This window comes from Pseudomonas sp. UBA6753 (assembly GCF_002453565.1).
In the GTDB taxonomy this organism is placed as follows: domain Bacteria; phylum Pseudomonadota; class Gammaproteobacteria; order Pseudomonadales; family Pseudomonadaceae; genus Aquipseudomonas; species Aquipseudomonas putida_Z.
Map to the genome: position 1 here is coordinate 19,341 of NZ_DKHD01000032.1, position 21,046 is coordinate 40,386.

The 21,046-nt window shown below is 64.1% G+C and carries 20 protein-coding genes; 10 read left to right on the forward strand and 10 right to left on the reverse strand.

Annotated elements, in window-relative coordinates; genetic code table 11:
• Positions 1 to 206 precede the first annotated feature (206 nt).
• Positions 207 to 518, reverse strand: coding sequence for a DUF2288 domain-containing protein (locus B2790_RS11795; RefSeq protein WP_085590181.1), 312 nt, complete (start codon positions 516 to 518; stop codon positions 207 to 209).
• 359 nt (positions 519 to 877) lie between these two features.
• On the opposite strand from B2790_RS11795, the gene B2790_RS11800 reads away from it, so the two are divergent.
• The 8 genes from B2790_RS11800 (at position 878) to nhaA (ending at position 9,921) form a co-directional block, all read left to right on the forward strand.
• On the forward strand, positions 878 to 1,993 hold the full coding sequence (locus B2790_RS11800) for a branched-chain amino acid ABC transporter substrate-binding protein (RefSeq protein ID WP_025340355.1): 1,116 nt from the start codon (positions 878 to 880) through the stop codon (positions 1,991 to 1,993).
• Positions 1,994 to 2,178: 185 nt separating this feature from the next.
• Entirely contained in the window at positions 2,179 to 3,102 is a 924-nt protein-coding gene (livH, locus tag B2790_RS11805; protein WP_025340356.1) for a high-affinity branched-chain amino acid ABC transporter permease LivH, read from the forward strand.
• Positions 3,099 to 4,355 (forward strand): high-affinity branched-chain amino acid ABC transporter permease LivM, encoded by a 1,257-nt coding sequence (locus B2790_RS11810; protein ID WP_025340357.1) that lies wholly within the window; start codon positions 3,099 to 3,101, stop codon positions 4,353 to 4,355. Before livH ends, B2790_RS11810 begins: the two co-directional genes overlap by 4 nt.
• Complete coding sequence (gene livG / locus B2790_RS11815) at positions 4,352 to 5,119, forward strand: high-affinity branched-chain amino acid ABC transporter ATP-binding protein LivG (RefSeq protein ID WP_025340358.1); 768 nt, start codon at positions 4,352 to 4,354, stop codon at positions 5,117 to 5,119. Before B2790_RS11810 ends, livG begins: the two co-directional genes overlap by 4 nt.
• Positions 5,120 to 5,821, forward strand: coding sequence for an ABC transporter ATP-binding protein (locus B2790_RS11820; protein ID WP_013973921.1), 702 nt, complete (start codon positions 5,120 to 5,122; stop codon positions 5,819 to 5,821).
• 240 nt (positions 5,822 to 6,061) lie between these two features.
• A complete protein-coding gene (locus B2790_RS11825) occupies positions 6,062 to 6,736 on the forward strand; it encodes a COG3650 family protein (RefSeq protein WP_025340360.1) in 675 nt (224 codons plus the stop codon).
• A gap of 103 nt (positions 6,737 to 6,839) precedes the next feature.
• Entirely contained in the window at positions 6,840 to 8,447 is a 1,608-nt protein-coding gene (locus tag B2790_RS11830; protein ID WP_286918895.1) for an NAD(P)/FAD-dependent oxidoreductase, read from the forward strand.
• A 298-nt stretch (positions 8,448 to 8,745) separates the two neighbouring features.
• Positions 8,746 to 9,921 carry a Na+/H+ antiporter NhaA gene (gene nhaA / locus B2790_RS11835; protein WP_085590187.1) on the forward strand — a complete coding sequence of 392 codons (1,176 nt, stop codon included), beginning with the start codon at positions 8,746 to 8,748 and terminating at the stop codon, positions 9,919 to 9,921.
• Between the two features lie 69 nt (positions 9,922 to 9,990).
• On the opposite strand, the gene B2790_RS11840 is transcribed toward nhaA, so the two are convergent.
• A complete protein-coding gene (locus tag B2790_RS11840) occupies positions 9,991 to 10,455 on the reverse strand; it encodes a glycine zipper 2TM domain-containing protein (protein WP_013973925.1) in 465 nt (154 codons plus the stop codon).
• A 146-nt stretch (positions 10,456 to 10,601) separates the two neighbouring features.
• Here B2790_RS11840 and B2790_RS11845 point away from each other — a divergent pair, with 146 nt between their 5' ends.
• On the forward strand, positions 10,602 to 10,835 hold the full coding sequence (locus B2790_RS11845) for a hypothetical protein (RefSeq protein ID WP_025340363.1): 234 nt from the start codon (positions 10,602 to 10,604) through the stop codon (positions 10,833 to 10,835).
• 128 nt (positions 10,836 to 10,963) lie between these two features.
• On the opposite strand, the gene pdxH is transcribed toward B2790_RS11845, so the two are convergent.
• The 5 genes from pdxH to dinG form a co-directional block, all read right to left on the reverse strand.
• On the reverse strand, positions 10,964 to 11,611 hold the full coding sequence (gene pdxH, locus B2790_RS11850; protein ID WP_286918896.1) for a pyridoxamine 5'-phosphate oxidase: 648 nt from the start codon (positions 11,609 to 11,611) through the stop codon (positions 10,964 to 10,966).
• Positions 11,612 to 11,629: 18 nt separating this feature from the next.
• Positions 11,630 to 12,607: an OmpA family protein gene (locus B2790_RS11855; protein WP_286918897.1), complete on the reverse strand. Its 978-nt coding sequence runs from the start codon at positions 12,605 to 12,607 to the stop codon at positions 11,630 to 11,632.
• A 99-nt stretch (positions 12,608 to 12,706) separates the two neighbouring features.
• Positions 12,707 to 13,852, reverse strand: a complete 1,146-nt coding sequence (locus B2790_RS11860; RefSeq protein WP_286918898.1) for a serine hydrolase domain-containing protein — start codon at positions 13,850 to 13,852, stop codon at positions 12,707 to 12,709.
• A 216-nt stretch (positions 13,853 to 14,068) separates the two neighbouring features.
• Positions 14,069 to 16,303 (reverse strand): beta-galactosidase, encoded by a 2,235-nt coding sequence (locus tag B2790_RS11865; protein ID WP_286918899.1) that lies wholly within the window; start codon positions 16,301 to 16,303, stop codon positions 14,069 to 14,071.
• An 81-nt stretch (positions 16,304 to 16,384) separates the two neighbouring features.
• The gene (dinG, locus tag B2790_RS11870; protein ID WP_286918900.1) at positions 16,385 to 18,529 is read right to left on the reverse strand and encodes an ATP-dependent DNA helicase DinG; all 2,145 of its coding nucleotides are present in this window, start codon (positions 18,527 to 18,529) and stop codon (positions 16,385 to 16,387) included.
• A gap of 98 nt (positions 18,530 to 18,627) precedes the next feature.
• Between dinG and B2790_RS11875 the strand changes: the two genes are divergently transcribed.
• A complete protein-coding gene (locus tag B2790_RS11875; protein ID WP_003258897.1) occupies positions 18,628 to 19,092 on the forward strand; it encodes a CopD family protein in 465 nt (154 codons plus the stop codon).
• A gap of 86 nt (positions 19,093 to 19,178) precedes the next feature.
• Here B2790_RS11875 and B2790_RS11880 read toward each other — a convergent pair whose 3' ends face one another.
• The 3 genes from B2790_RS11880 to B2790_RS11890 form a co-directional block, all read right to left on the reverse strand.
• Positions 19,179 to 19,937, reverse strand: a complete 759-nt coding sequence (locus B2790_RS11880; RefSeq protein ID WP_075046127.1) for a collagen-like triple helix repeat-containing protein — start codon at positions 19,935 to 19,937, stop codon at positions 19,179 to 19,181.
• The gene (locus B2790_RS11885) at positions 19,930 to 20,205 is read right to left on the reverse strand and encodes a DUF1145 domain-containing protein (protein WP_025340369.1); all 276 of its coding nucleotides are present in this window, start codon (positions 20,203 to 20,205) and stop codon (positions 19,930 to 19,932) included. Before B2790_RS11885 ends, B2790_RS11880 begins: the two co-directional genes overlap by 8 nt.
• Positions 20,206 to 20,303: 98 nt before the next feature.
• Positions 20,304 to 21,017 carry an OmpA family protein gene (locus tag B2790_RS11890; RefSeq protein WP_286918901.1) on the reverse strand — a complete coding sequence of 238 codons (714 nt, stop codon included), beginning with the start codon at positions 21,015 to 21,017 and terminating at the stop codon, positions 20,304 to 20,306.
• Positions 21,018 to 21,046 lie beyond the last annotated feature (29 nt).

A 21,046-nucleotide genomic window follows, 5' to 3' on the forward strand; every position in this document is an offset into this window, starting at 1 on the left:
GCCCGCTCCCACGGGACCAGCGCTGGTCTGAAGAGCAACATCTGACCTGTGGGAGCGGGCATGCCCGCGAAGGGCTGCAAGGCAGCCCCCATTACGCATCCCGTAAACTGTTACCGCCACGCCGAATTGTTACTTCCCTCTACCCGCTTTGAGCGCCTTCGAGCACCAAAACAGGGCTGCTGCGCATTTTCGCGCACCAAAAGCGATCACGCCTCTGCCGGGGGCTTCACCTGGATCACGATGAACGGCGAAACCACCACCGCCCAGATCTCTGGATCGCGGCTTTGCAGGTCATGGGCCTGCTCGGCGGTCACCGGCCCAACAGTGCCATCACTACGCCACTTGGCGAAGATCTCGCTGCGATTCTCGGCCATCGCCTCGGCAACGGTGATCAGGTCGAGGCTCGGGTCGACCCAAATCAGGTCACCCTTGGCCCAGAAACGCTCCAGCGCTTTCCACTCGATGATTGCCGTCTCGCCAAGCAATTTGGCATAGAGGGTGCTTGTTTGATCAGTCATGGGTGGTTTCCGCAAAAATCGGCCAATAAAAAAGGTCGGCATTTTTGCAGAAAAACCCGGTTTCAAATATGTAATTTGGTCGATTGATCCCGAACTTGTGGGGCGGGGTCGCAGATGCAGGCAGTTTGATGGCGCCTTTCTGTATCTTTGTGTCGACCATGCGACAACCCAGGAAGCAGGCACTTTTCGACCGCTTTTCAAGCGCTCGAACAGCGCTCTACACTGTACCGGTACAGTTCCGGGACATGTTCCGGGGGAAGGTGGGCTTGCGCGTTGGCATGGCCACGCCGCAAATCCCGCCCGGTCTGTAGCCCTGGCCGCCAGGACTATAAGAATTACAACAGAATGAGTGGAGCACTATGATCAAGATTTCCAAGCTGTTCGCCGCAATGGTTCTGGCAGGGGTAGCCAGCCATTCGTTTGCCGCCGATACCATCAAGATCGGGATTGCAGGTCCCAAGACCGGCCCTGTGACCCAGTACGGCGACATGCAGTTCATCGGCGCAAAGCAAGCCATCAAGGATATCAACGCCGCGGGCGGCGTGGATGGCAAGATGCTCGAAGCCAAGGAATACGACGACGCCTGCGACCCTAAACAGGCCGTTGCAGTCGCCAACAAAGTGGTCAACGACGGCGTCAAGTTCGTCATCGGCCACCTGTGCTCCAGCTCCACCCAGCCTGCGTCCGACATCTACGAAGACGAAGGCGTGATCATGATCACCCCGGCCGCCACCTCCCCGGAAATCACCGCGCGTGGCTACAAGCTGATCTTCCGTACCATCGGCCTGGACAGCGCCCAGGGCCCGGCTGCCGGCAACTACATCGCCGACCACGTCAAGCCGAAGGTGGTCGCCGTCCTGCACGACAAGCAGCAGTACGGTGAAGGCATCGCTACCGCGGTCAAGCAGACCCTGGAAGGCAAAGGCACCAAGGTTGCCGTGTTCGAAGGCCTGAACGCCGGTGACAAGGACTTCTCCTCGATCATCCAGAAGCTCAAGCAGAACAACGTCGACTTCGTCTACTACGGCGGCTACCACCCAGAGCTGGGCCTGATCCTGCGCCAGGCTCAGGAAAAGGGCCTGAAAGCCAAGTTCATGGGCCCGGAAGGCGTGGGCAACGACTCCATCTCGCAGATCGCCCAGAACGCCTCCGAAGGCTTGCTGGTGACCCTGCCGAAGTCGTTCGACGCGGACCCTGCGAACAAGAAGATCGTCGACGCCATCAAGGCTGACGGCAAGGACCCAAGCGGCCCGTTCGTGTTCCCGGCCTACTCGGCTGTCGAGCTGATCGCCCAGGGCATCAAGGCCGCCAAGTCCGAAGACGCCGAGAAGGTGGCCGAGGCCATCCACGCCGGCTCCTTCAAGACCCCGACCGGCACCCTGTCGTACGACGAGAAGGGCGACCTGAAAGACTTCAAGTTCGTGGTCTACGAATGGCACTTCGGCAAGCCGAAGACCGAAGTCTCCCCTCAGTAACTGCGTGACTAATAGCTGACCGTAGAAGCCCACTGTGCGAGCAGTGGGCTTTGTTTTACGAGGTTCATGGGCCTGATCCCCGCGATCCGGGGGCGGGCTCACCTGAAAATCTTAAAACCGTCACCCGCGGTTTCCTGGCCTACCCCCGCCAGCGAAATGCAAATCAGGTTTTTAGGAGCGCTGTAATGCCTGAGATCTACCATTTCTTCCAACAACTGGTTAATGGATTGACCATCGGCAGCACCTATGCCTTGATCGCCATCGGCTACACGATGGTGTACGGCATCATTGGCATGATCAACTTCGCCCACGGCGAGGTGTACATGATCGGTTCCTACGTGGCCTTCATCGCCCTGGCGGGCCTGGCCATGATGGGTATCCATTCGCTGCCGATCCTGATGACCGTCGCCTTCGTCGCGACGATCTTCGTCACCAGTGCCTATGGCTACAGCATCGAACGGGTTGCCTACCGCCCCCTGCGCAACAGCAACCGACTGATCCCGCTGATTTCCGCCATCGGCATGTCGATCTTCCTGCAGAACACCGTCTTGCTTTCGCAAGACTCCAAGGACAAGTCCATCCCCAACCTGATCCCCGGAAGCTTCTCGTTCGGGCCGGGCGGCGCGGAGGAAGTACTGATCAGCTACATGCAGATCCTGGTGTTCGTGGTCACCCTGGTGGCCATGACCTGCCTCACCCTGTTCATCTCCCGTTCCCGCCTGGGCCGCGCCTGCCGCGCCTGCGCCGAGGACATCAAGATGGCCAACCTGCTGGGCATCAACACCAACAACATCATCGCCCTCACCTTCGTCATCGGTGCCGCCCTGGCGGCGGTGGCGGCCGTGCTGCTGAGCATGCAGTACGGGGTGATCAACCCCAACGCCGGTTTCCTGGTGGGCCTGAAGGCCTTCACCGCGGCGGTGCTGGGTGGCATCGGCAGCATTCCGGGCGCCATGCTCGGCGGGCTGGTGCTGGGCGTGGCCGAAGCGTTCGGTGCCGATATCTTCGGCGACCAGTACAAGGACGTGGTGGCATTCGGCTTGTTGGTTCTTGTCCTGCTATTCCGGCCGACCGGCATCCTGGGCCGCCCGGAGGTTGAAAAAGTATGAACAGAAATCTCAAACAGGCGTTCTTCAGCGCCTTGCTGGTATGGGCCGTGGCCTTCCCGGTACTGGGCCTGAAACTGAGCATCGACGGCATCAGCCTGTCCGTGCACAGCCAGGGCTCGTTCAACCTCAGCATCATTGCCCTGTGCTCTGTGCTGATGTTCCTGCGCGTGCTGTTCGACAAGCAGTGGAACTCGGTAATGGGTCGCCGTTCGGATCGCAAGCTGATCCCGCCGGCGGTCAGCAACTACCTGACCCTGCCGAAGACCCAGCGCTACGTGATCATGGGCCTGATCGTCGCGGCACTGGTGTGGCCGTTCTTCGGCTCGCGCGGTGCGGTCGACATTGCCACGCTGATCCTGATCTACGTGTTGCTGGGCCTGGGCCTGAACATCGTGGTCGGTTTGGCAGGCCTGCTCGACCTCGGTTACGTCGGCTTCTACGCCGTAGGCGCCTACAGCTACGCCATGCTCTCGCACTACCTGGGCTGGAGCTTCTGGGTATGCCTGCCGATCGCCGGCCTGATGGCCGCTACCTTCGGCTTCCTGCTCGGCTTCCCGGTGCTGCGCCTGCGCGGTGACTACCTGGCGATCGTGACCCTCGGCTTCGGCGAGATCATCCGCCTGTTCCTGCGTAACCTCACCGACTGGACCGGCGGCCCCAACGGCATCAGCAACATCCCCAAGCCAGAGCTCTTCGGCCTGACTTTCGAACGCCGTGCCGCCGAGGGCATGCAGACCTTCCATGAGTTCTTCGGGCTGGAATACAACTCGATCAACAAGGTCATCTTCCTCTACCTGGTGGCCCTGCTGCTGGCCCTGCTGGCGCTGTTCGTGATCAACCGCCTGCTGCGCATGCCGATCGGCCGCGCCTGGGAAGCCCTGCGCGAAGACGAGATCGCCTGCCGTGCACTGGGCCTGAACCCGACCGTGATCAAGCTGTCGGCATTCACCCTGGGCGCCTGCTTCGCCGGTTTCGCCGGCAGCTTCTTCGCTGCGCGCCAGGGGCTGGTGACGCCGGAGTCGTTCACCTTCATCGAGTCGGCGATCATCCTCGCCATCGTCGTGCTCGGCGGCATGGGCTCACAACTGGGCGTGATCCTCGCGGCCATCGTGATGATCCTGCTGCCCGAGCTGATGCGTGAGTTCAGCGAATACCGGATGCTGATGTTCGGTGCGCTGATGGTGTTGATGATGATCTGGCGTCCGCAAGGCCTGCTGCCTATGCAACGTCCACACATGGAGCTGCGTCGATGAGCCGCGAAATTCTGCAAGTCAGCGGCCTGAGCATGCGCTTCGGCGGCTTGTTGGCGGTCAACGGCGTGGGCCTGACCGTCAAGGAAAAACAGGTGGTGGCACTGATCGGCCCGAACGGCGCCGGCAAGACCACGGTGTTCAACTGCCTGACCGGCTTCTACAAGCCCAGCGGCGGCACCATCCTGCTCGATGGCCAGCCGATCCAGGGCCTGGCCGGGCACCAGATCGCCCGCAAGGGCGTGGTGCGGACCTTCCAGAACGTGCGCCTGTTCAAGGAAATGACCGCGCTGGAAAACCTGCTGATCGCCCAGCACCGCCACCTGAACACCAACTTCTTCGCCGGCCTGTTCAAGACCCCGAACTTCCGCCGCAGCGAGAAGGAGGCCATGGAGCGCGCGCAGTACTGGCTGGAGAAGGTCAACCTGACCGAGTTCGCCAACCGTACCGCCGGCACCCTCGCCTACGGCCAGCAGCGCCGCCTGGAAATCGCCCGCTGCATGATGACCCAGCCGCGCATCATCATGCTCGACGAACCGGCAGCGGGCCTGAACCCGAAGGAGACCGAAGACCTCAAGGCGCTGATCGCCTACCTGCGTGAGTCGCACAACGTCACCGTGCTGCTGATCGAGCACGACATGAAGCTGGTGATGAGCATTTCCGACCATATCGTGGTGATCAACCAGGGCACCCCCCTGGCCCACGGCACGCCGGAAGAGATCCGCGACAACCCTGACGTGATCAAAGCCTACCTGGGGGAAGCGTAAATGCTGAAGTTCGAGAACGTTTCCACCTTCTACGGCAAGATCCAGGCGCTGCACAGCGTGAACGTGGAGATCAACCAGGGCGAGATCGTTACCCTGATCGGCGCCAACGGTGCCGGCAAGTCGACCTTGCTGATGACCCTGTGCGGCTCGCCGCAGGCGCACAGCGGCAGCATCAAGTACCTGGGTGAAGAACTGGTCGGCCAGCCGTCCTCGCACATCATGCGCAAGAGCATCGCGGTGGTGCCGGAAGGCCGCCGTGTGTTCTCCCGCCTGACCGTCGAGGAAAACCTGGCGATGGGCGGTTTCTTCACCGACAAGGGCGATTACCAGGAGCAGCTGGACAAGGTGCTGCAGCTGTTCCCGCGCCTGAAGGAGCGTTATATCCAGCGTGGCGGCACCATGTCCGGTGGCGAGCAGCAGATGCTCGCCATTGGCCGGGCGCTGATGAGCAAACCCAAGCTGCTGCTGCTCGACGAGCCCTCGCTGGGCCTGGCGCCGATCATCATCCAGCAGATCTTCGACATCATCGAACAGCTGCGCCGTGATGGCGTGACGGTGTTCCTGGTGGAGCAGAACGCCAACCAGGCGCTGAAGATCGCTGACCGGGCGTATGTGCTGGAGAACGGCCGGGTGGTGATGCAGGGTACTGGGGAAGCACTGTTGACCGACCCGAAGGTGCGCGACGCGTACCTGGGGGGTTGACCGGGAAAAGGGCCATCTACTGGCCCTTTTTTCTACCTGCCAGAAATGTATTGCCTGTGCTGGCCCTATCGCCGGCAAGCCAGCTCCCACAGGCCCCCACAACTTTCAGGAACTGTGGGGTACCTGTGGGAGCTGGCTTGCCGGCGATAGGGCCAGCACAGGCAACCATTAACTTGTGATCCAGCGCCAGCCTGAGTAACGTGGCCTGCTTTCACGGCAAAGACCCCCGGAGCCCGCCCCATGCGCCTCACCCCCACCCTGCTGCTCACCGCCCTGCTGCCCCTGTTCGCCGGCTGCCAGCTCATGGCTGACGCCCCCAGCGACCCGAACATCGGCACCACGCGCATGCAGGGCGAGTTGCGTGCTGCCGGAGGCCAGCTGCTTTTCAAGCCGTGCAGCGAAAACCGCACTTTCGTGATCAACGACGTCGCCGCCACCGGCATCCTGCAGGAAGCCGCCAACCTCGCCAAGGACGCCAACGACAAGCTGTTCGCCGACGTCCGTGGCCGCCTCACCGGCAGCAGGCAGGCCAACAACGACGGCCAACTGGAGGTTCGTCGCCTGTACCGCCTGGAACCTTCCACCCGCGCTTGTGAAGACCCCAACTTCAAGCAGCTGACCCTGCGCGCCAACGGCCACGAACCGGAATGGGACATCAAGGCCAGCGGCAAAGGCATGGTGCTCAACCGCGTCGGCCAGGAACCCCTGCCCCTGCCCTTCCTGGAAGAAGAAGTGCCCGGCGGCGGCCTGACCCTGACCAGCGAAGCCAACGGCCAGCACGTGGAGCTGTGGGTCGCGCCACAACGCTGCGTAGACACCGCCACCGGTGCCATCCACCACCTGCGCGCCGAACTGCGCATCGACGGCAAGACCCTGCAGGGCTGCGGTTACTACGGCGGTGCGCGCGACAACTGATCGCCGGGCGCTTTTATCCTGCCAGTCGGGGCGGCGAACAGCTTATACTTGGCGGTTTGTGTAAAGCCGCCGGCCGCCCATGGCCGGGATACTGGACCCTGCCATGCTACGAATCACCGAACTGAAGCTGCCCCTGGACCATCCCGACGAAGCCCTGCGTGAAGCCATCGTCCAGCGCCTGGGCATCCGCGACGAGCAACTGCTCAGCTTCAACCTGTTCAAGCGCAGCTACGATGCGCGCAAGAAGAACAGCGAACTGCTGTTCATCTACACCATCGACCTGGAAGCCAGCAACGAAGCCGAACTGCTCAGCAAGTTCGCCGACGATCGCAACATCGGCCCGGCGCCAGACGTGACCTACAAGTTCGTCGGCCAGGCCCCTGCCGATCTGCAGGAGCGCCCGATCGTGGTCGGCTTCGGCCCGTGCGGCATCTTCGCCGGCCTGTTGCTGGCACAGATGGGCTTCAAGCCGATCATCCTCGAGCGCGGCAAGGAAGTGCGCCAGCGCACCAAGGACACCTGGGGCCTGTGGCGCAAGAGCGTGCTCAACCCCGAGTCCAACGTGCAGTTCGGCGAAGGCGGCGCCGGTACCTTCTCCGACGGCAAGCTGTACAGCCAGATCAAGGACCCGCAGCACCACGGCCGCAAAGTGCTGGAAGAGTTCGTCAAGGCCGGTGCGCCGGACGAGATCCTGTACATCAACAAGCCGCACATCGGTACCTTCCGCCTCACCGGCATGGTCGAGCAGATGCGTCAGGACATGATCGCCCTCGGCGCCGAAGTGCGCTTCCAGCAGAAGGTCACCGACCTGCTGATCGAGGATGGGCAGCTGACCGGCGTGGTGCTGGAGAGCGGCGAACAGCTGCACTCGCGCCATGTGGTGCTGGCCCTGGGCCACAGTGCCCGCGACACCTTCCGCATGCTGCATGCCAAGGGCGTGTACATGGAAGCCAAGCCGTTCTCGGTGGGCTTCCGCATCGAACACCCGCAAACGCTGATCGACAAGGCGCGCCTGGGCAAGTACGCCGGTCACCCGAAACTTGGTGCCGCCGACTACAAGCTGGTGTACCACGCCAAGAACGGCCGTTCGGTGTACAGCTTCTGCATGTGCCCGGGCGGCACCGTGGTCGCCGCCACCAGCGAGCCAGGCCGGGTGGTTACCAACGGCATGAGCCAGTACTCGCGTAACGAGCGCAACGCCAACTCCGGCATCGTCGTCGGCATCGACCCCGAACGCGATTACCCGGGCGGCCCGCTGGCCGGCATCGAGCTGCAGGAGCGCCTGGAAGCCCACGCCTATGTGATGGGCGGCAGCAACTACCAGGCCCCGGCGCAGCTGGTGGGTGACTTCGTCGCCGGCCGGCCGTCGACTGCGCTGGGCAGTGTCGAGCCGTCCTACAAACCGGGCGTGACCCTGGGCGACCTGGCGCCGAGCCTGCCGGACTTCGCCATCGAGGCCATTCGCGAGGCACTGCCGGCGTTCGACCGGCAGATCAAGGGCTACAACCTGCATGATGCGGTGCTGACCGGGATCGAGACCCGCACCTCGTCACCGCTGCGCATTACCCGCGGTGAGGACTTCCAGAGCCTGAACCTGAAGGGGCTGTTCCCGGCGGGTGAAGGGGCTGGGTATGCGGGCGGGATCCTGTCGGCGGGTGTCGATGGCATTCGTATCGCCGAGGCGGTGGCGCGGGATCTGCTCGGTCTCTGAGCCTTTATTGCCTGCCAGGGCCCTTTCGCGGGCTCGCCCGCTCCCACAGGTGCAGCGCCCGCGATACCTGTGGGAGCGGGCGAGCCCGCGAATAGGCCCTGACAGGAATCAGAATTATCCAACCCAAATATCAGATTCTTCCTCCCCCTTCCTTCCCCATCTGCATCTAGGCTTCCCTCAGCCCAGCCAGTAACAACATATAACAAAAACGAATATAGTTTTTGTTTGAAAGCATATCGTCACAGGCTAGGGTGTACGCCCGTTCCATCGTCAACTGCTCATGGAGAGCCTATAGCCCGTGCGTAGCCTGTTCACCCGCTTCTTCCAGCTCGAAGCCGCCAGCGGCCTGCTGCTGATCGCTGCGGCCATCCTGGCCCTGGTCATCAACAACTCGCCATTGTCCTACCTGTACAGCGGCCTGCTCGACGTCCCCGTCGCCGTCCAGGTCGGCGCGCTGCACATCGCCAAACCGCTGCTGCTGTGGATCAACGACGGCCTGATGGCCCTGTTCTTCCTGCTCATCGGCCTGGAGGTCAAGCGCGAGGTGGTCGACGGCCACCTGTCCAAGCCCTCCCAGGTAATCCTGCCAGCCACCGCCGCCGTGGGCGGCATGGTGATACCGGCACTGATCTACTGGTTCATCAACCGTGACAACCCGGCGGCCGTGGCCGGCTGGGCGATCCCCACCGCCACCGACATCGCCTTCGCCCTCGGCGTACTGGCCTTGCTGGGCAAGCGCGTGCCGGTGTCGCTGAAACTGTTCCTGATGACCCTGGCGATCATCGACGACCTGGGTGCGATCATCGTCATTGCCCTGTTCTACTCGGGTACCCTGTCGAGCGTGTCGCTGCTGCTGGCCGCCGCCTGCCTGGTAGTGCTGGTGGCCATGAACCGGCTTGGCGTGGTCAAGCTTGGGCCGTACATGGTCGTTGGCCTGATCCTGTGGGTCTGCGTGCTCAAGAGCGGTGTGCATGCCACCTTGGCCGGGGTTGCCCTGGCCCTGTGCATCCCGCTGCGCACGCGCCATGCCGAACGCTCGCCACTGCTCGCCCTGGAGCACGCCCTGCATCCTTGGGTCGCCTACGCCATCCTGCCGCTGTTCGCTTTCGCCAATGCCGGTGTATCCCTGGCAGGCATGACCGTAGAAAGCTTCACCCACCCGGTGCCACTGGGCATCGCCGTAGGGCTGCTGCTGGGCAAGACCGTGGGTGTCTTCGGCCTGACCTGGGTCGCGGTCAAGCTGCGCCTGGCCGCGCTGCCTGCAGGCGCCAGTTGGGGGCAATTGCTGGGTGTGGCGATACTTTGCGGTATCGGCTTCACCATGAGCCTGTTCGTTGGCTCGCTCGCCTTTGTGCCTGGCAGCAGTGATTACGCCGGAATGGACCGCATGGGTATTCTCACCGGCTCGTTCTTCGCCGCCGTGATCGGCTATGCGATAACCGCCATGGCCAGCCGCAAGCCCAACGTCGGCTGACCTGGCCGCAGCATGAAAAAACCCCGACTGGCGAGCGCCATGTCGGGGTTTTGTCTTGTTGGGCAACGGTCAGTGCGTGACGCGGCTGGTGCCATCGACAGTCATGATGCGCACGCGGTCGCCAACGCGGAAGATCTCGTTCTGCTGCACGGCCTGCACATAGGCACGCATGCTGCCATCATCCTCACGCACGGTGATTTCGACACCTTGGGTACGAGTCAGCCCTTCTTCGGCGGCGGAACCGGCCAGGCCACCGGCAACGGCACCGATCACGGCAGCGACGATACTGCCACGGCCACCACCCACGGCGCTGCCGGCCACGCCACCGACGATGGCGCCAGCACCACCGCCGATCGGGGTCTTGGTGCCTTCGATCTTGACCGGGCGCAGGGACTCGATGGTGCCCATGCGCACGGTTTGCACGCGGCGGGCCTCATCACGGGAGTAGCTGTCACCGGTCAGGCTCGAGGCACAGCCACCCAGCAACAACGACATGGTGGTAAAGGTCGCCACCAGCAAAGCGGATTTACGCATGGGTAAAGTCTCCATAAGTCAGGTGCTCATTAGACGCTGCACGTTGACGGCTGTCACGGTACAAACGTAATAAAATTGTTTTCATTCAGCCAAGGGACAGCCTGCGTGGCTGTGTCGAGGCCTTTCAAGTGAGACCAAGGATAGCCATGGATTACTTCATCGTCGTGGTCACCACCGTTGCGGGGTTGTACTTCCACTGGTGGCTGTATGTGCGCATGCGCCGCTGGATGGACCGTGACCTGGCGTTGTCGCTGGCTGGGGCGGACCCTGCAAAACGCACGTATATGCTGCAAAGGCTGGAGCAGGCGCGGGTGGAGAAGGTGGGGCGCAAGCAGTTGGCGGGGTGGTTGGAGCGGGAGGCTGCGGGGTATCCGGGGTAGCCTTGGAGATTGCTGGGGCCGCTTTGCGGCCCTTTCGCGACACAAGGCCGCTCCCACAGATTGGGTCTGCGCTGTACCTGTGGGAGCGGCCTTGCGTCGCGATGGGCTGCGCAGCAGCCCCCGGAATCTCAGGGCGCCAACCGCTCCCGCAGCCACTGCCCATCCACCAGCCGGTAGTTCAGTCGGTCATGCAGGCGGCTGGCCCGCCCCTGCCAGAACTCGATGCGTTCAGGCAGCAAACGATACCCACCCCAATGTTCCGGGCAATGCGGCTGGGTGTCGGAAAAGCGCGCCTCGGTGGCCTTGACCAGCCCCTCCAGCTCCTCACGGCCGGCAATCACCCGGCTCTGCGGCGAAGCCCAGGCCCCCAGGCGGCTGCCCAGCGGGCGTACCTGGTAGTAGGCGTCCGACTCCTGGGGCGTGACCTTTTCCACCCGCCCTTCGATGCGCACCTGGCGCTCCAGTGCCGGCCAGAAGAAGGTCATGGCGGCGAAAGGGTTGACCAGCAGTTGCTGGCCCTTGGCACTATCGTAGTTGGTGAAGAAGGTGAAACCACGCTCATCGAGCCCCTTCAGCAGCAAGATACGGCAGTGAGGGCGGCCTTCACCATCGACAGTGGCCAAGGTCATGGCGTTGGCTTCCACCGGTACCTGCTCGGTTTTCACCGCATCGGCGAACCACTGGTGGAACAGGGCGAATGGCTCCCCCGGGGCCTGGGCTTCGGCCAGGCCATCACGGGTGTAGTCGCGGCGCATATCGGCCAGGGATTGGGTCATTGCTGCGTTCCTTGACGATCAGTTGGTCTTCGCAGGGCTGTTGGCAGCTACTTTCTTGTCAGTGGTAGCTTTCTTGGCGACGGGCTTGGCCGGCGCGGCTTTTTTCTTGGCCGTGGTCTTGGCTGGCGCCTTGGCCTTGGCTTTGGTCACAGGCTTCTTCGCCGCAGCCTTGGTGGTCGGCTTGCTGTCGGCAGCCTTGGCGGCAGGCGCCTTGACGTCCTGCACCGCCACCATCGGGGCCCGCGCCGGGGCGGCTTGCTGATACTTGGCCAGCAGGGCGACCATGGTGTTCTGCGGGGTCAGCAGCATTTCCACACGGCGGTTCAGGGCACGGCCCTCGGCGCTGTCGTTGGCGGCGCGCGGCATTTCCGAGCCCATGCCCTTGAGGTTCAGGCGATCACGCTGCAGGCCGCTGAGGCGGAAAATGGCCGACACCGAAGCGGCGCGCTCCAGGCTGAGCTTCTGGTTGGCGGCAGCGACACCGCTGCTGTCGGCATGGCCGAGCACCAGCACGGCGGTCTTGGCATCGCCCTCGACAGTCTTGGCCACACGAGTGATCGGGCCCAGGGTCATCGGCAGCAGCATGTTCGGACGATCAGGGTTGTACGAGCTGTCCACCGGGATGGTTACGGCCAGCACGTTGTCACGGCGTTCCAGTTCCAGCTTGCTGCCCTTGATCGCCTCACGCAGCTTGGGCTCGTACTCGTCCAGCCAGGCCTGGGTGGCCTTCTGGTCGATCTTCGGTACCACCGGCCCCTTTGCCTGCTTCTCTTCACCGCCGAACGGCCACCACCAACGGCTGGCGTTGTCGGACTTGGCGTCGGCCTTGGCCACGTTTTCCGTGACGGCTTGCTTCACTTCCTGCTCGGCAACCTTGTCCGAACCGAAGGGCCACCAGCTCGAGGCGCTGTCCTTCGAGCCGTCCTGGGAGTGGCTGGCGCAGCCGGTAACGGCGGTCAGGCACAGGGCGAGTGCTAAGGTTTTGTGTGAAGACATCAGCGATACACCATGAAATAGAAAGGAATTTTGCCTACGCCTTTCAGGCGTTGGCATTGAGGATAGTCAAAGGGGTGGGCCAACACCCGCATTACCCGATCAAAGGCAACTGGCAAGGACGCGTACCAGTTTCTGGGCTCGCGGGTCCATGAGCACATAAGGGCCGAGGGTATTGACCACGAAACCGAAGGCCACATCGTGTTCCGGGTCAGCGAAACCGACCGAGCCACCGGCACCTGGGTGGCCGAAGGCGCGGGCCCCGAGGCCGAAGGTGGCATTGGCCACGTCGGGCTGGTCGAGCATGCAGCCCAGGCCAAAACGGGTCTGGGTGAGCAGGGTGCGATCCTGCCCGAGGCTGTGCTCACGGGTCAGTTCGTCGAGCAGTTCGGATTCGAGCAGGCTGCCGTCCAGCAACCCGGCATAGAAGCCCGCCAGGCTGCGTGCATTGCCATGGCCATTGGCCGCTGGCTGCTGCATGCGCCGCCACTCCGGCTTGTTGGTACTGGTCAGGATCGCCGGCGGGTTGGTGAAGGCACGGGTCGACAGGGCCTCGGGCTCGCGCATGGTCACCTGCAGCAGGCGCTGCGCCGCAGCGTCCCCGGCGTTGCCCTTGCCACGGGCGATGTGCGCCACGCGATAAAACTCATCGTCCGCCAGGCCGACATGAAAATCCAGCCCCAACGGCCGAGCGGTACGGGCCACGATCGAGTCGCCGGGGCCACGGCCGTCGGCACGCCGGATCAGCTCGCCGATCAGCCAGCCGTAGGTAATGGCGGCATAGCCGTGCTCGGTGCCGGGTGTCCACCAGGGCGTTTCGGCAGCCAGCGCATCGACCATGGCCTGCCAGTCATACAGCGCTTCGGCCGGCAGCAGCTCACGGATGGCCGGCAAGCCGGCACGGTGGCTGAGCAACTGGCGCAGGGTGATAGCCTGTTTGCCTGCCTGGGCGAACTCGGGCCAGTAGTTGGCCACCGGCGCATCGAGCGTCAGCTTGCCCTCGCCGACCAGTTGCAGGGCGGTGACAGCGGTGAAGGTCTTGGTGCAGGAGAACAGGTTGGCGATGGTATCGCTGTGCCAGGCCTGCTGGCCGTCCTTGTCGGCACTGCCGGCCCACAGGTCGACCACGGTTTCGCCACCAACCTGGATGCACAGCGCGGCGCCACGCTCCTGGGGATCATCGAACAGCGCGGCGAAGGCTTCGCGCACTGCTTCGAACTTCAGCTCATAGTGACCCTGGATCTGCACCCGCTGTTCTCCGTACGACCAATTCCGAAAATGGTGTGCATTGTTTCAGTAGTTTGGCGTTTTGCAAACTGGCTTGGGCTGGGTGGTTACGATGAACGGTAGCCAAGCTGGACTTACTGTGGGAGCGGGCGTGCCCGCGAACACCGGCATAGCCGGTGCCATCCACCCGGTCGCCTGATTCGCGGGCACGCCCGCTCCCACATCCATTTGCACTAGTCAGGGAATCGGCTTTTCCAGTTGGGCACGCAGCTGGCTCATTGCCTGCAAGTTGCTCTTGCGCACGGCATCGACAAACCCCGGATATGGCATATCGGTGATCGCCACCAACCCGAGGTGGCCGTTCTCGCCATCGAGCAGGCGGCCGCTGGCCGGCTGGTCGAGGTACTGGAACCAGTGCGCGCCAACGATCATCGGCTGCGCCAGGGCCGCCTTGAGGAAGTTGCCGTAGGCCGGGCCACGGTCTTCTTCCCGCGCCACTTCCAGCGGCCCCGGCCAGAACGGCCCGCGATCGCGCGAGCCGAACTGGAACTCGGACACCAACACCGGCTTGTCCAGCTCGGCCAGGCGGGCGAAGTCGTAGCCATCCTGCGGCTTGAGGGTATAGAAGTTGAAGCTGAGCACATCGCAGAACTCCGCGCAGGCCTTGACCGCCTCCGGCGTGCTGACGGCATAGCGCCCCCCCAGCAGCAGGTGATTGGGCGCATGCCACTTCAACGAGTCGGCAATGGTCCTGAAGTAGGTTTCGGCGAACACCTGCTGGAAGTGCTGGTAATCACGCTCGATTTCCGGGTGCTCCGGGTCGGGCAACGGTGCCTCGAAGCCCGGGTCCTCCATCAGTTCCCAGGCGGTCAGCTCGATGCCCCAAGCCTTGGACAGCCCTTCCTGGTTGCGGTACTTGTCACGCAACTGCTTGAGGAAGGCGCGCTTGGCCGGTACATCGGTGGTCAGGCGCAAGGTACCGTAGGCCAGGCCGTAACGCGCTTTCGGGTCGCTACCGGGAGCGGCCCAGGCCAGTTCGTTGTCGGCGAAATAGCCGATCAGCCAGGGGTCGTCACGGTGATCGCGGGCGGCAATGGCCACGGCGCGCTCGGTAGCCATGGCAAAACGCGGGTCGAACGGGTCGGGCATGCGACCCCACCAGTCCATGCCGGTGCTGATGCTGGCGTAATCCCCCACGATCGATAGCGGCAAGGTGTACGGCATGCGCCTGGCCTGGCCCAGGGCCGGCTCGCTCCAGTTGCCGACCGTGTTGAAACCCCAGGCCTGCAGGCGGTCGAGCGCATGCGCCTGCCAGCGGGCACTATCCAGCGCCAATGGTGGGCAGTTGGCCGACTGCCCTTCTACCGCGGGCGGGCAGGGTTTGCCATAGGTGCGCTGCAGGTTGGCGGCATAGAAATCGAACCAGCGCCCCTGTTTGAAGTTGCGCCCTTGCGACGAGGGGTTGCCGTCGTCGTTGTTGCCATCGCCATAGAAGGCGGCCAGTGCATCACCCTCGCCCGGCAACGCCTTGAACATCCCTTCACGCCCGGCGACGTAGGTACGCCCGCCATCCGCGGCCACGGCATTCACCCCCAGGGAATAGAACGGGTGCCCCTCGGGCGTTACCAGGTACCAGCGGCCGTCACGCTTTTCGGTGCGGAAGAAGCCTTTGGCCTCGAACGCCGGCCCGGCCAGCAGGCCACCGTATGCATCCAGCTGCTGCTTGCCACGCTCTGCCAGCCAGCCTTTGAGCTGTTGCTGCTCGCGTGCATCGGCCACCTTGAGCTGCTCGTCATTGGCAACCTTTTCAGGCCAATGGCCGCGGGTGGACTGGCCATAGGCATCGATCAGCTCATGGTAGGCCGCCTTGTAGGCCTGGTCGTCATCCTGGATGCCGACCCGCTCGATCAGCAGGTTCTGCGCCACCTTGGGGTTGGGGATACTCAGGCTGACCGACGCCACCTGCTTGAGGTCGACCGCGCCGGCGCTGCTGGTCAGCAGCAGGCGCTGGCCGCCATGGTTCCAGGGCATGGGTGGGCCGGCGCGCATGCCCTGGCTCAGCGGCGAGCTGGCCGTCAGCGGTACCATCACGGTTTGCGCAGGACCGGCCGGAAGGTCGATGCGGCTGGTCAACGTGCGTCCATCACTCCCCTGCACCACGACGTCCACGGTCAGCGCCCAATCCATCGCGCTTTGCAGGCGCAAGGTCAGGAACTGACCGCCGGACCAATCCCACACACCGCTTTGCGGGCTCAGCCGCAGGGTCGGCCGCTGGGCCGGGTTGAACACCACGCGCCGCAACACTTCACCTTCGGCCGTCTGCTCCGCGTTGTACTGCGGCATGCCGGCATCCTCGGTCGCCACGTTGACCACCGAGGCCGGGCGCACGAAGCTGAACAGCGTCTGCTGCCCAGCCAGCAAGGGCGAGCTGAACAACAGGGCGAAAACGGCGGGCAGGGTACGGCGGACCATAAGGCTGGGGCTCTCCTTCAGGGCCCTCATGGCCCACGACTGAGTAATGGACAACGCGCCGGAGCAAGTGTGCTCCGGCGGTCAGGAAATCTCCCGCCGGAACGGCGGCAGCGCATTGAGAATAGCCTTGCCGTAGCGCTGGGTGACCAGGCGCCGGTCAAGCAAGGTGATGACGCCGCGGTCCTGTTCGGTTCGCAGCAGGCGGCCGCAGGCCTGGATCAGCCGCAGCGAGGCGTCGGGCACGGCAATTTCCATGAACGGGTTGCCGCCGCGAGCTTCGATCCACTCGGCCAACGCCGCTTCGACCGGGTCGTCGGGCACGGCAAAGGGAATCTTGGCGATCACCACGTGCTCGCAGTAGGCACCCGGCAGGTCGACACCCTCGGCAAAGCTGGCCAGGCCGAACAGCACGCTGTGCTGGCCATCGTCGACCCGCGCCTTGTGCTTGTTAAGGGTTTCCTGCTTGGACAGGTTGCCCTGGATCAGCACCAGCTTGCGCCAGTCACGGTCCAGGCCATCGAACACGTCCTGCATCTGCTTGCGCGAGGAGAACAGCACCAGCGCGCCGCGGGCATCTTCGACGATGCTCGGCAGTTCGCGGATGATCGCTGCGGTATGCGCCGCCGCATCCCGCGGGTCGGCCTTGAGGTCGGGGACCCGCAGCAGGCCGGCATCGCCATGCACGAACGGGCTGGGCACCACGCAGGTGACCGCGTCACGCGGCAACCCCGAGCGCATGCGGAAGCGGTCGAACTTGCCCAGCGCGGTCAGCGTCGCCGAGGTCACCAGCGCGCCATGGGCCACGCTCCACAGGCTGCGGCGCAGCATTTCGGCGGCCAGGATGGGGCTGGCGTTGACTTCGATATCGAACAGCGCACCGCTCTCGGCCAGGGTCAGCCAGCGGGCCATGGGCGGGCTGTCTTCCGGGTCTTCGGCGGTAAAGGCCGTCCACAGCTCCCAGTTGCCTTGGGCACGGGTGACCAGGCTACCGAACAGCGGGTACCACTCCTCGGCCTGGTGGCTGGCGATGCCGATGTTGACCTCACCGTCCATGCCTTCCTTGAGCAGGTCGACCAGGCGGGTGAACAGGTCGTTGAGGCGGGCAAAGCCCTTTTTCAGCTCGATGCCCACTTCGCGAATCTGTTCCGGCACCACGCCGCCTTCGAAGCGGTAACGCGGGCGCTCACGGCCTTCGTTGTCCTCGCTGGGGCGGAAGTCGGCAACCTGCTCGCACAGGGTGAACATGAACTGCTGCTGGGTGCGCACTTCCCGCGCAAGCTCCGGCACCTGCTCGATGTACTTGCCCAGGTCACCAGGCAACGGGTGCTGGGCCAGCAGCTTGGTCAGGTTCTTGGCGGTCTGCTCCAGCCAGTCGGCAGTGGAGCGCAGGCGTGAATAGTGGGCGAAATGGCCGATGGCCTTGTCCGGCAGGTGGTGGCCTTCGTCGAACACGTACATGGTGTCGCGCGGGTCGGGCAATACCGCGCCGCCGCCCAGGGCTAGGTCGGCCAGCACCATGTCGTGGTTGGTGACGATCACGTCGACCTTGCCCATGCCTTCGCGGGCCTTGTAGAACACACACTGCTGGAAGTTCGGGCAATGACGGCCGGTGCATTGGCTGTGGTCGGTGGTCAGGCGTGCCCAGTCCTGGTCTTCCAGGGCTTCGGGCCAGCTGTCGCGGTCACCGTCCCAGCGGTTGCCGGCAAGCTTCTCGATCATGCTGTTGAACAGCTTCTGGCTGCGCTCGTCGACTTCGATGTGGAAGCCTTCTTCCTCGAACAGCTGGGCGGTGGCCGATTGGGCGTGGCCCTCCTGCAGCAGGATGTCGAGCTTGGACAGGCACAGATAGCGGCCACGGCCCTTGGCCAGGGCGAAGCTGAAGTTCAGCCCGCTGCTGCGCATGAGGTCGGGCAGGTCCTTGAAGACGATCTGCTCCTGCAGCGCCACGGTGGCGGTGGCGATCACCAGGCGCTTGCCGGCGGCCTTGGCGGCCGGAATGGCAGCCAGGCTGTAGGCCACCGTCTTGCCGGTACCGGTGCCCGCCTCCACTGCCACCACGGCAGGCTCGCCAGCACGGCGGCCTTCTTCGTCGCAGGCGATGTCGCCGAGCACCTTGGCCACTTCGGCGATCATCAGGCGCTGGCCATAGCGCGGCTTGAGGCTCTTGGCTTCGAGAAAACGCGTATAGGCGCCCTGGATGGTGGCTTTGAGTTCGTTGCTGATCATGGTCTGCAGGCGCCCGGCGGGCTGGATATATTTTCAGTGTTTCGCATGGGGCGGCTATCATACCCCGCTATTGCCCTTTATGCCGCATGGAGATCCGGATGCTTGCCTTTGCCCTGCCCTACACACTGCATGTCCTGGCCGCCCTGGTGTGGGTCGGCGGCATGTTCTTCGCCTGGCTGGTGCTGCGCCCGGCAACGGTTGCAGCCCTTGAAGGGCCTGCCCGGCTGCGCTTGTGGGTGGAAGTTTTCCGACGCTTCTTCGGTTGGGTCTGGCTGGCCGTGGCGATTTTGGCGATAAGTGGTATCGGCATGTTGCACATGCGCTTCAGCGGCTTCGAGACTGCACCGAAGTATGTGCAGGTGATGATCGGTGGGGGCATCGCCATGTTTGCCCTGTTCATGCGCATCCAGGCGCTGCTGCTGCCGGAGTTGAGGGCCGCAGTGCAGGCCGAGGACTGGCCGGCAGGTGCGGCAGTGCTGGGGCGGATTCGGCGGATGGTGGGAATCAATCTGCTGCTGGGCCTGGCGGTGGTAGCCGTGGCCAGTTCGCGGCTGATGCTGTGATATTGCCTGCACCGGCCCTATCGCCGGCAAGCCAGCTCCCACAGGTACTGCACATGTCTTGCCGGCGATAGGGCCAGTACAGGTTTTCACAAGCGCTGCAGAATCAGCTCACCTGCAGCGCCGGCCAACCCAGGCTGGCCCGGCTGCCCCGGCCGGCCGTTGGCGCCGGCGTCTGTGCGGTACACCAGGCAACCCTTGCTAGCCCCGCCCTTGCCGGCCTTGCCTGCAGCCCCGGCCTTGCCCGGTGCGCCGCCGTCCAGGCGCACCACGATGCGTTCTTGCGGGAAGCCCTGCGGCACGCTCAAGCGGATGCGCCCACCCGGCGCACCATCGTGCCCGTTGCCGCCGTCATCGCCATTGGCACCGCGGCTGGCCTGGCCCCAGGTGCAGCCACCGGCCTGGCCGTTGGCGCCATCGAGCCCCACGTACCCCGGCGCACCGGCACCGCCACGGGCATCGATGGCCAGGCGCTCGGCATCCACTTCAGCCAGTTTCAGGTCCAGGCTGCGGCCCGACCGGGCTCCCCGCTGGTAAGTACCCGCCGCTCCCGGCGCACTGAATTCGCTACCCTCACCCAGCCGCGCGCTGCGCGCCTCGATCAGCAACGGGCTATCGGACGGTGCAATGGCGATACGCGCATCGCGCCCCAACTCCAGTTGGTCGACCTTCAACTCAGCGAGCGTGGCAGGCAGCAGCAGGGTTGCGGCATCGGCGACACGCAACTGTGCCAGGTGCACGCTTGCCGACTTGTCGGGCAGGCGCAGCATGGAATTGGCAGCGACCTCCAGGCTTTCGGCCTGGGCCAGGGGAACGGCCAACATGGCCAGCAACATCAGATTACGCATTTCGCGGCGCCTCCTGCACACGGGGGATGGACATGACATGGAAGATACCCGTCAACAGGATCTGCAGACGATCGAACCAGCGGTGGCTGCGCCCGCGCAGGCTGCCATTGAAGAACAGCACTTCGAGCAGGTGCAGGCCCAGCAAGGTGATGCCGGCGGCGTTGATCAGCAGGTTGAACGGCAAGGGTTGTGGCATCAACTGATTGAACAACACCACACCCCAGAAAGCGACTGTCAGGACCTTGCCCAAGCCCAGGATGAACTTCATATCCCGCCCCCATGGATTGTTGTTATGTCGAGACGGCCCGTTCGAGCGGGCCGTGCGACCAACATTAACTGCAATGTCAGGACAGGCGCCAGCACCACTCAGTTGAGGTGCAGCTCCACCCGTCGGTTGCGGGCGCGGCCCTCCTCGCTTTCGTTGTCGGTGAGCGGTTCACTCTCGCCGCGCCCCTGGCTGGTGACCTTGCCCGCCTCCAGCCCCTGGCTGATCAGGTAAACGGCCACGCTGCTGGCGCGGCGTTCGGAAAGTGCCTGGTTGTAGCTGTCGGAGCCCACGTTGTCGGTATGCCCGATCACGCTTACTTTCGCCACTGTCGGTGAATCGAGCTTCGCCACCAGGCCTTGCAGGCGCTGCTGGGCCGCCGGGGTCAGCTCGGCGGAATCGAAGGCGAACATCACCGCGCCGTTGTCATCCAGGATGATCACCTCTGGCGAGGGTTCAGTGGCGGGCGGCGATGCGGGGTACACCTTCAACGGGCAACCCATGTGGTCGACCGCAGTGTTGGCGGGGGTATCGGGGCAAAGATCGCGGCGGTCGAAAATACCGTCGCCATCTTCGTCGCCATCCTGGGCGTAACAGATCAGGCCCCCGGCAATGGCGCCAAGGGCACCGCCGCCAGCCGCCCAGCTCGAACTTTCGATGGCGCCCAGGCCACCACCGACCAGGCCGCCGAGCAGGCTGCAGATGGGCCAGGTTCTCTGGTTGAGCGGCGCGCCGCCATCGCTGTGGGTGGCGCAGCCCGCGAGCAGGCTGGCAGCCACCAACAGCGGCAGCGCCGCCTTCGACGTCACACTCATGCTGAATGCTCCTGTGTCATTGGCCACGG